Below are 7,220 nucleotides of genomic sequence, written 5' to 3'. Positions count from 1 at the left end.
GTCGCTTTTCGTCGGTGCGGCCATGGGATGGCTTTTGGACCGCTGGCTGGATACAGGGCCATGGCTTTTGCTGGTATGCCTTCTGCTTGGCGGTGCCGGAGGTATGTTAAATGTGTACAAAACCGGGCTACGCCTGAACGCCCAGGCGGAAGAAGACCAGGAAAACACCGAAGGCAAGAACGACTAGGTCCACCCCGGAATGAGGATGAGGAAACCAAGTGGCAGCCGAAGAACATAGCCCCCTAGATCAGTTCGCGATCACGCGTTTTGCCGATTTGCAGATTGGCGGCGTCGACGTTTCGTTCACGAACGCCTCGGCAATGATGCTCGTTGCCATTGTTTCCGTGACGCTGTTCATGACGTTAAGCATGCGCCGACACGCCATGGTGCCGGGCCGCTGGCAGCTTTTGGCGGAACTCAGCTATGAATTTGTCGCCAAAACCGTGCGCGACAACATCGGGTCGGAAGGCAAGCGTTACTTTCCACTCATTTTTACGCTCTTCATGTTCATCCTGTTCAGCAACATGCTTGGGCTGATTCCGCACAGCTTTACGGTCACCAGCCACATCATCGTCACCTTCGTATTGGCGGCCTGCATCTTTATCGGCGCAACGATTCTTGGTTTCGTCCGTCACGGCTTCAGATTTTTTACATTTTTCCTGCCGCCTGGCGTGCCGATTTTCCTGGCGCCGTTGCTGGTTCCAATTGAACTGGTTTCGTACCTTTCACGCCCCGTCAGCCTTTCCGTGCGTCTCGCAGCCAACATGCTGGCCGGCCATACCATGCTGGCCGTATTTGCCGGCTTTGTTGTTGCGCTTGGCGTGTTTGGGGTTGCGCCCTTTATTTTCATTATTCTGCTTTATGGCCTCGAAACGCTGGTGGCTTTTTTGCAAGCCTATGTGTTTGCAGTGCTGACCTGCATCTACATCGGCGACTCGATCCATCTCCATCACTAAACCCAATCATTCGATCAAACAGAAACAACAACCCAAAGAAGAAGGAAATGAACCATGGATGTTGAAGCGGCAAAACTAATCGGCGCAGGCCTGGCGACAATCGGCGTTGCAGGTGCCGGCGTAGGCATCGGCACGATCTTTGGCGAATATGTCGCCGGTGGCTTCCGGAATCCGGCAGCCGCACCAAAGATGTTCGGGAACGTCCTGCTGGGCTTTGCCCTGGTCGAGGCCGTCGCCCTGTACGCCCTCGTCATGGCATTCCTCATTCTGTTCGGCTAGAAACGACGCCGAAGGAGACCTCCCATGCCACAGATGGTCATTCCGGATTACGCGCCACAGATCGTGTGGCTCATCCTTACGTTCTGCGCGCTTTACTTCGCCATGGCGAAATTCGCCTTGCCGACGGTTGAACGTGTGCTTGAGGAACGCCGCAATCGAATTGACGCGAATCTGGAACGCGCGGCCGCCTTAAAGGAAGAGGCGGAAGCGACCGCAAGAGCCTATGAGGAAACCCTGACCCAGGCGCGTAACGAAGCCCAGGAGGTCTTGCGCAAAGCCACCGAGGCCTTTGCCGAGGTCACCACGAAAAAAGCCGCCGCCTTCGATGCCGAGCTTGGCGAAAAGACGAAGGCGGCGGAAAGCCGTATCACGCAATTGCGGGAAAAAGCCCGGGCCGAAACCAAAAGCGTAGCCACCGAAGTCGCCGCCGCCATTGCCGCCCGGCTAATCGGCACCAAATTGCCGGAAAATCAGGTGGCCATCGCCGTCGAAGCCGCCATCAAGGAAGAAGTCTAATGTTTGAATCGCTCCTGTTCTGGGAAGTTCTGGCCTTTATCATTTTCGTCGCCGTTCTTTTTAAACCGGCGCGGGAAAACATTCTTGGCCTCCTGGACAAACGCATCGTCACGATCCGCAACGAGATCAAAGAAGCCGAAAAGCTGCGCGAGCAGGCGCAAACCACACTCGCAAGCTTCCAGAGGGATCAGCGCGATGTGGCAGAGAAGGCGCAGAAAATGATGGCCCATGCGAAGGAAGAAGCCGTTCGCCTTCAGGAAAAGGGGCTAAAAGATCTAGACGCGGCCCTTGAACGACGCCAGCACATGGCAGAGGAAAGCATCCGTCAGGCGGAATTGGAAGCGGTACGCGAAATCCGCGCCCGCGCCGTCGAGCTTGCCATCGCCAGCGCTGCAAAAGTTCTTTCCGAAAACATCGACGACGCGAAGGCGAACGCGCTGATCGAACGAGCGGTCGCCGATTTGCCGGCAAAACTCCACTAAAACGACACGGACGGCTTACGCCTTTTGGTCTTCCCCCGGCGGGCGCCAACGAAGCACCGGGTTGCGGGCGGCCTGGGTTTCATCCAGGCGGCGGCGCGGCGTTAATCTTGGCGCTTCCTGAAAATGGACAACGTCCCCGGATTTCAGCTTTTCCAACAGCTTCTTGATCGTGCCGATAAAGTGGTCGAGACCGTCGATACTCTCGCTTTCCGTCGGCTCCATCAACAGCGCCCCATGAACAACGAGGGGAAAATAAATCGTCATCGGATGAAAGCCTTCGTCAATCAGGGCTTTTGCGAAATCAAGCGTCGTGATCCCATGGGAACGGAACGCACGATCGTCGAAAAGCGCCTCATGCATGCACGGACCATCAAAGGGGGCCGACAGATCCGTCTTCAGAGAAGCCAGAAGATAGTTTGCGCTTAGAACCGAATCCTCGGCCACCTGGCAAAGGCCATCACCGCCATGGCTCATCATGTAGGTCAGCGCACGAACAAACATGCCCATCTGACCGTGGAAGCCTTTCAGGCGGCCGAAGGGTTTTGCCCCCTCTGGCAATTGGTCCTGCCCCTCAACCAGGGCAAAGCCCTGATCGCCATGGACAACAAAAGGATAGGGCGCGTAAGGGGCAAGTTCCTTTGAAAGAACAACCGGGCCACTGCCCGGGCCACCGCCACCATGGGGCGTGGAGAACGTCTTGTGCAAATTGATATGCATGCAATCAATGCCAAGATCGACGGGCCGCACGCGACCGACGATGGCGTTGAAATTTGCACCATCCGCGTAAAGAAACCCACCAATGCCGTGAATGGCGTCGGCCACCTCAAGGATGGCATCTTCGAACAAGCCACACGTGTTCGGGTTCGTCAGCATGACCGCTGCAACGTCGTCGCCAAGCTTTTCCCGAAACGCGTCGATGTCGATACGTCCACGCGCATCGCCCGGCACCGAGTCCACCTGATAGCCAAGGGCCGCCGCCGTCGCCGGGTTCGTCCCATGGGCGGATTCCGGAACCAGCACACGCCGGCGCACATCGCCGCGTTCCGCCAGCGCGGCGCGGATCGCCATCATGCCGCAAAGCTCGCCCTGCGCACCTGCCGCCGGCGACATGGCCACCGCCGGCAGACCCGTCAGCACCTTTAGCCAGTCTGCGACCGCGTGCATCAATGCCAGCGCACCCTGAACGGTGACGGTCGGCTGCAGGGGATGCAGATTGGCAAAGCCCGGCAGACGCGCCATCTTTTCGTTCAGCCGCGGATTGTGTTTCATTGTGCACGAACCAAGCGGATAAAAGCCGCTGTCGATGCCGAAATTCTTCTGGCTAAGCCGGGTGAAGTGACGCACCACTTGAGGTTCGGACAGGCCGGGCAGGCCAATCTCGCCCTGCCTTTCAAGGCCGCCCAGGCGATTTTCCCCGCCTTTTTTCTGGGGCAGATCCACCCCGGTGCGTCCCGGTGCGCCCTGCTCGAAAAGAAGCGGTTCCTCGAAATCAAGGCCACGATGATCGGCCACTATTCTGGGGCTCATGCAAGCACCCCGCGCAACCCTTCGACAAGGGCGTCCATGTCGCTTTCTTCAGCCATTTCCGTCACCGCGACAAGAAGGGCGTTCGCAAATTCCGGCGCGTCGGGATAAAGACGCGAAAGCGGCACACCGGCAAGAACCCGCTTTGCCACCAGATCGTCAACGATCGCCACCGCAGACGAAGGCAGGCGGATGGTAAACTCGTTGAAGAAGGCCGATGTGACGAGTTCAACCCCGGGAAGATCGGCCAGCTTCGAGGCCAGGGCCACGGCCTTTTCGTGATTGATGGCCGCCAGACGGCGCAGGCCTTCCTCGCCAAGCAGGGCAACATGGATGGCAAAGGCCAGGGCGCAAAGGCCGGAATTCGTGCAAATGTTGCTGGTCGCCTTTTCCCGCCTTATATGCTGTTCACGCGTTGACAGGGTCAGCACCCAGCCGCGCCTGCCATCGACATCCACCGTCTGACCGCAAAGCCTTCCCGGCATTTGGCGGACAAACCGGTCCTGGGTGGCAAGCAAACCAACCGTCGGACCGCCGAAATTCAGCCCATTGCCGAAGGACTGGCCTTCCGCAGCAACGATGTCGGCGCCCATCTCGCCTGGGCTTTGAATGGCACCAAGGGAAAGGGCTTCCGTCACGACGACGATCAACAGCGCCCCGGCGGCTTTGCAGGCCGCAGAAATTTCTTTCAGGTCACGGATGTTGCCAAAGAAATCCGGGTTCTGGACAACCACGCAGGCCGTATCGGCATCAAGGAATGCGCAGATAGCCTCCCCGCCTTCCATTTTCGGTGGCAAATTCGCAATGTCGACGCCAATGGCCAGGGTCCGTACCACGTCCCGGTAGTGGGGATGCAGGCCACCGGAAAGAACAGCGCGCGACCGACGCGTGATCCGCCGCGCCATCAGGACCGCCTCGGCCGTGGCGCTCGCCCCGTCATACATGGACGCGTTGGCAACCGCCATCCCGGTGAGCAGCGCCACCTGGGTCTGGAACTCAAAAAGGGTCTGCAGCGTGCCTTGGGAAATTTCCGGCTGATAGGGCGTGTACGCGGTAAGAAATTCGCCCCGCTGAATCAGATAATCGACGGTGGCAGGCACAAAATGACGATACAGGCCAGCCCCCAGAAAACTTGGGACGGCACCGGCATCCATGTTCTGCGCCGCAAGCGCCGAAATCGCGCGACCGACTTCCATCTCGCCCGTATGATCGGGAAGGTCAAGGGGCCGGGTCAGCCTGGCCGCTTTTGGCACGTCGATAAAAAGGTCATCAACCGAAGCAACCCCGATCATTGCCAGCATTTTCTGACGGTCTTCGTCCGTCAGCGGCAGGTAACGCATCAGGCAAGTTCCTTCACGTAATCCTGATAGGCCGCTTCCTCCATCAGCGCGTCGCATTCGCTGGAATCGGCGAGGCGGAGTTTTAAAAACCACCCCTTGCCAAGTGGATCGGCGTTGACGATTGCCGGGTCGGCCTCAAGCGCGCGGTTCACCTCGACAACCTCGCCACCCACGGGCGCATAGATTTCACTGGCCGCCTTTACGGATTCGATGACCGCCGCCTCGCCGCCCTTAACGAGAGCATTGCCCGGTGCCGGCAGGTCGATGAAGACGATGTCGCCAAGTTTTTCCTGAGCATAATCCGTAATGCCAATGGTCGCGACATCACCCTCCACGCGGAGCCATTCATGTTCTTTTGTATATCGCAAGCCGCTCATTCCTTAAGGTTCCCGTGCTTTCATGTGCCCTTATAATAATGTGTCGTGACGAAAGGCAGCTTCACAATTTTTGCCGCCAGCGGCCGCCCCCGAAGCAAAATCTGGACCTTTGTATCGATGGCCGCGAAGGCCGTTTCAACATAGCCCATTGCGACCGGCCCTTCCACGGTCGGGCCAAAGCCGCCGCTGGTTACGCACCCAATCTGGCGGCCATCTTCGCCCAGCACCTCGGCCCCTTCGCGGACCGGGGCGCGCCCATCGGGCACCAGACCGACCCGCCGACGCCGGGCACCCTCGGCCAATTCGCAGCGGACGATTTCGGCCCCCGGATAGCCTCCTTCGGCGCGGCGGCGCTTCGAAATGGTCCAGGTCAGGCCCGCTTCGACCACCGTTGTCGTCGCGTCCAGATCGTGACCGTAAAGGCACAGGCCCGCCTCAAGCCGCAGGCTGTCGCGTGCGCCAAGACCGGCGGGCGCGACGTCCGGCGCATCCAGCAGCGCCGCAGCCACAAGGGCCGCCTCCCCGGCGGGAAGCAAAATCTCAAAGCCGTCCTCACCCGTATAGCCCGAGCGCGTGACGAAAGCATCCACCCCCGCAATTTTGAAATTTGCCGCCGAAAGGTAAGGCATTTGCGCGCAGCCCCCGGCAAAACGGGACAACACCCCCGCCGCTGCCGGCCCTTGAAGGGCAAGCATCGCCCGATCCTCAAGGAATTCGATCCGGTCTTCGCCAAGATGTTCCCTGAGATAGGCAAGGTCCGCCGCCTTTGGACCCGCATTGATGACCAGCGACCAGCCATCGTGGCCGTGGATCACCATGAGATCGTCGCGAATGCCGGCATCCGCATTCGTCAACAGCGTGTAGCGCATCCGCCCCTGAGGAAGGGCCAGAAGATCGCCCGGCACAAGGCCTTCAAGGGCGCTCGCCGGGTCGTCGCCATGGACAAGCACCTGGCCAAGATGGGAAACGTCAAAGAGGGACGCCGCCATGCGCGTATGGCGATGTTCGGCAAGAATGCCGGTGCCATATTGAATGGGCAATGCGTAGCCCGAAAAGGCAACCATCTTGCCGCCAAGCTGGCGGTGCAGGTCGTAAAGCGGTGTGGGAAGCGGCGTACCCGCCGGTGCCGTCACAGCCGCCTCCGGCGAGGCACATTCAAACCACCGTCGCGCCTCATCGGCCATACCACTGGCGATTGTAATCCAGCTCGGCGTGGCTAAGTTTCAGGCCGATGTAAACGGCATAGTCGCCGCCGTCCGTTCCCGGGTCCAGGGGAATGCGCTGTTTTATTTTTTCTGTCCAGGCAATGGCCTTTTGCCCCGATGGAAGCTTGGGTTTTGCCGTAAAGGTCTCTCTCAAGAGCACATTTCGATCAAGATCCGTTACCCCGATAAAATAAGGAAGCCCGGCGGTTTCTTTCGAATAGGCCGGGCCGCGGGCGATGACGAATTCCAACCCAAGTTCGACGACGACCGCGCCTTCCTGCCACGAACATGTGGCATCGAAGCTTCGCAGTTCGCCCTCGAACTGAATGTCTGCCAAGTCGCCAAAAGAGCCTTTGGAAAAGCGGGTCAGCCTTGTGGCGTCGGTTAAGATCAAAATATCTGGACAGGTGGGTGCGACACGTTCCGAAAAGTCCGTCACGGTGCGCTCAACGCTCGAACAACCGACAATGAAAAAGAGAACGGCGACAAGAAACCCGCCCTGGCGAGATCGGATCGCATTCACAGCAAGTTTTCCCATCTG

Annotated in this window: 10 protein-coding genes; 5 read left to right on the top strand and 5 right to left on the bottom strand. The window is 59.0% G+C overall.

Translation table 11 applies throughout. From position 1 onward, the window contains the following. The 5 genes from COA65_02865 to COA65_02845 form a co-directional block, all read left to right on the top strand. The coding region (locus COA65_02865; GenBank protein PCJ61169.1) for a hypothetical protein at positions 1-187 on the top strand (187 nt) is incomplete at its 5' end. A gap of 31 nt (positions 188-218) precedes the next feature. Continuing rightward, on the top strand, positions 219-956 hold the full coding sequence (locus COA65_02860; protein PCJ61168.1) for a F0F1 ATP synthase subunit A: 738 nt from the start codon (positions 219-221) through the stop codon (positions 954-956). A 54-nt stretch (positions 957-1,010) separates the two neighbouring features. Further along, complete coding sequence (locus COA65_02855; GenBank protein PCJ61167.1) at positions 1,011-1,235, top strand: ATP F0F1 synthase subunit C; 225 nt, start codon at positions 1,011-1,013, stop codon at positions 1,233-1,235. Between the two features lie 24 nt (positions 1,236-1,259). After that, positions 1,260-1,751 carry a F0F1 ATP synthase subunit B' gene (locus COA65_02850; GenBank protein ID PCJ61166.1) on the top strand — a complete coding sequence of 164 codons (492 nt, stop codon included), beginning with the start codon at positions 1,260-1,262 and terminating at the stop codon, positions 1,749-1,751. Continuing rightward, positions 1,751-2,233 (top strand): F0F1 ATP synthase subunit B, encoded by a 483-nt coding sequence (locus tag COA65_02845; protein PCJ61165.1) that lies wholly within the window; start codon positions 1,751-1,753, stop codon positions 2,231-2,233. Before COA65_02850 ends, COA65_02845 begins: the two co-directional genes overlap by 1 nt. 15 nt (positions 2,234-2,248) lie before the next feature. Here the strand turns inward: COA65_02845 and COA65_02840 are convergent, their stop codons facing one another. The 5 genes from COA65_02840 to COA65_02820 are packed head-to-tail and all read right to left on the bottom strand — an operon-like array spanning position 2,249 to position 7,217. Then, on the bottom strand, positions 2,249-3,760 hold the full coding sequence (locus tag COA65_02840; GenBank protein ID PCJ61164.1) for a glycine dehydrogenase (aminomethyl-transferring): 1,512 nt from the start codon (positions 3,758-3,760) through the stop codon (positions 2,249-2,251). After that, positions 3,757-5,097 (bottom strand): aminomethyl-transferring glycine dehydrogenase, encoded by a 1,341-nt coding sequence (locus COA65_02835; GenBank protein PCJ61163.1) that lies wholly within the window; start codon positions 5,095-5,097, stop codon positions 3,757-3,759. Before COA65_02835 ends, COA65_02840 begins: the two co-directional genes overlap by 4 nt. After that, complete coding sequence (gcvH, locus tag COA65_02830; GenBank protein PCJ61162.1) at positions 5,097-5,474, bottom strand: glycine cleavage system protein H; 378 nt, start codon at positions 5,472-5,474, stop codon at positions 5,097-5,099. Before gcvH ends, COA65_02835 begins: the two co-directional genes overlap by 1 nt. Positions 5,475-5,494: 20 nt before the next feature. After that, a complete protein-coding gene (gene gcvT / locus COA65_02825; protein ID PCJ61161.1) occupies positions 5,495-6,658 on the bottom strand; it encodes a glycine cleavage system protein T in 1,164 nt (387 codons plus the stop codon). Continuing rightward, entirely contained in the window at positions 6,648-7,217 is a 570-nt protein-coding gene (locus COA65_02820; protein ID PCJ61160.1) for a hypothetical protein, read from the bottom strand. The genes gcvT and COA65_02820 overlap by 11 nt, the downstream gene beginning before the upstream one ends. Positions 7,218-7,220 lie beyond the last annotated feature (3 nt).

The sequence above is a fragment of the Rhodospirillaceae bacterium genome (assembly GCA_002746255.1).
GTDB lineage: Bacteria > Pseudomonadota > Alphaproteobacteria.
This window is presented reverse-complemented; position numbering and strand designations above follow the sequence as displayed.